The sequence below is a fragment of the Proteus genomosp. 4 str. ATCC 51469 genome, from assembly GCF_003144375.1.
Lineage (GTDB): Bacteria > Pseudomonadota > Gammaproteobacteria > Enterobacterales > Enterobacteriaceae > Proteus.
The window spans coordinates 1-1,232 of sequence record NZ_PENV01000043.1; the positions used below are offsets into that span (position 1 = coordinate 1).

The following is a 1,232-nucleotide window of genomic DNA, read 5'->3' on the forward strand; positions in this document are numbered from 1 at the left end:
TGATCTGCTTTAATCAAACAGGACACTTTAATAATGGAATATAATCCAATTATTGAGGTGTTAAATGAAAAAACGAACAAATAGATTTTATACTACTGAGTTTAAGCAAGAAGCGGTCGCATTAGTCACCGAACAAGGTTATAGCGTCCCAAAAGCGGCAGCTTCATTAGGGATCACCGATAAATTACTGTATAACTGGAAAGCAAAATTCGACGCTGAACAATCCGGTAGCAGCTTGAATGCCGACGAGAGAGCTGAGCTATTAAGGCTTCGAAAAGAAAATAAAGAACTTAGGATGGAGAAAGAGATCCTAAAAAAAGCCAGCGCCCTCCTGCTAAAGGAAACCAAGTAGCGTTTAAAACGATTAAGCAACTATCTTCACAGTTTCCCGTGCTGAAGCTCTGCAAGTTAATGAAAATAAGTCGTTCTGCCTACTATGCTTGGCTTAAACGCCCAGCAAAATTGATCACCGCAGAACAACTTAGACTGTACCGCAGAGCCAAAGCTATCTTTGAACAGAGTCGAAATAGCTTAGGTTATAGAACGTTACGTAAACGGTTATGCAAAGAGGGCTTTAGCGTGAGTGCTTATGGCGTTCAAAAGCTAATGGCTCAGCTTGGCCTAGTCGTCACTCAGCGCGTTGCTTACAAAGTCACCACAAAACGCAAACACAGTGATGCCGTAGCCGATAATTTGCTCAATCAAAATTTTAATCCTCACGCACCTAACGAAGTGTGGGCGGGTGATGTGACCTATTTAAAAACAGGGGAAGGCTGGATGTATTTAGCCATCGTGATGGACTTATACTCACGCCGTATTGTGGGTTGGCACATCGATAAACGAATGACGGCAGATTTAGTCAGTAAAGCCTTGATGAAAGCGTATAACTTACGCCAGCCCGAAAAAGGCTTAGTCTTTCATAGTGATAGAGGCTCTCAATATACGAGTAAGCGATATAGCCGCTTGCTAACAAGCTATGGTATTAGGGCAAGCATGGGTGATGTTGGAGCCTGTTGGGATAACGCCGTTGTAGAACGATTTTTTGGCAGTTTAAAACACGATTGGGTACTGAAAATCGCACAGCCGACTCGGAAACAGATGAAAGAAGATGTTATCGCGTATATGCGCTATTACAACCTAGAAAGGCTTCATACTGCCAACGGTGATCTGTCCCCCATTGAGTATGAACAAAATTCCTTAAGAAAAGTGTCCTGATTTAGTTGCGCAGAACA

At 42.5% G+C, this 1,232-nt stretch carries 1 protein-coding gene; it reads left to right on the forward strand.

Features of this window, described 5'->3' with window-relative positions; genetic code table 11:
* Window positions 1-64 precede the first annotated feature (64 nt).
* A protein-coding gene (locus DK866_RS19750) for an IS3 family transposase (protein WP_109410251.1) occupies window positions 65-1,215 on the forward strand; the annotation gives its coding sequence in 2 pieces (ribosomal slippage) (window positions 65-341 and window positions 341-1,215; 1,152 coding nt in all).
* The last annotated feature ends 17 nt before the right edge of the window (window positions 1,216-1,232 follow it).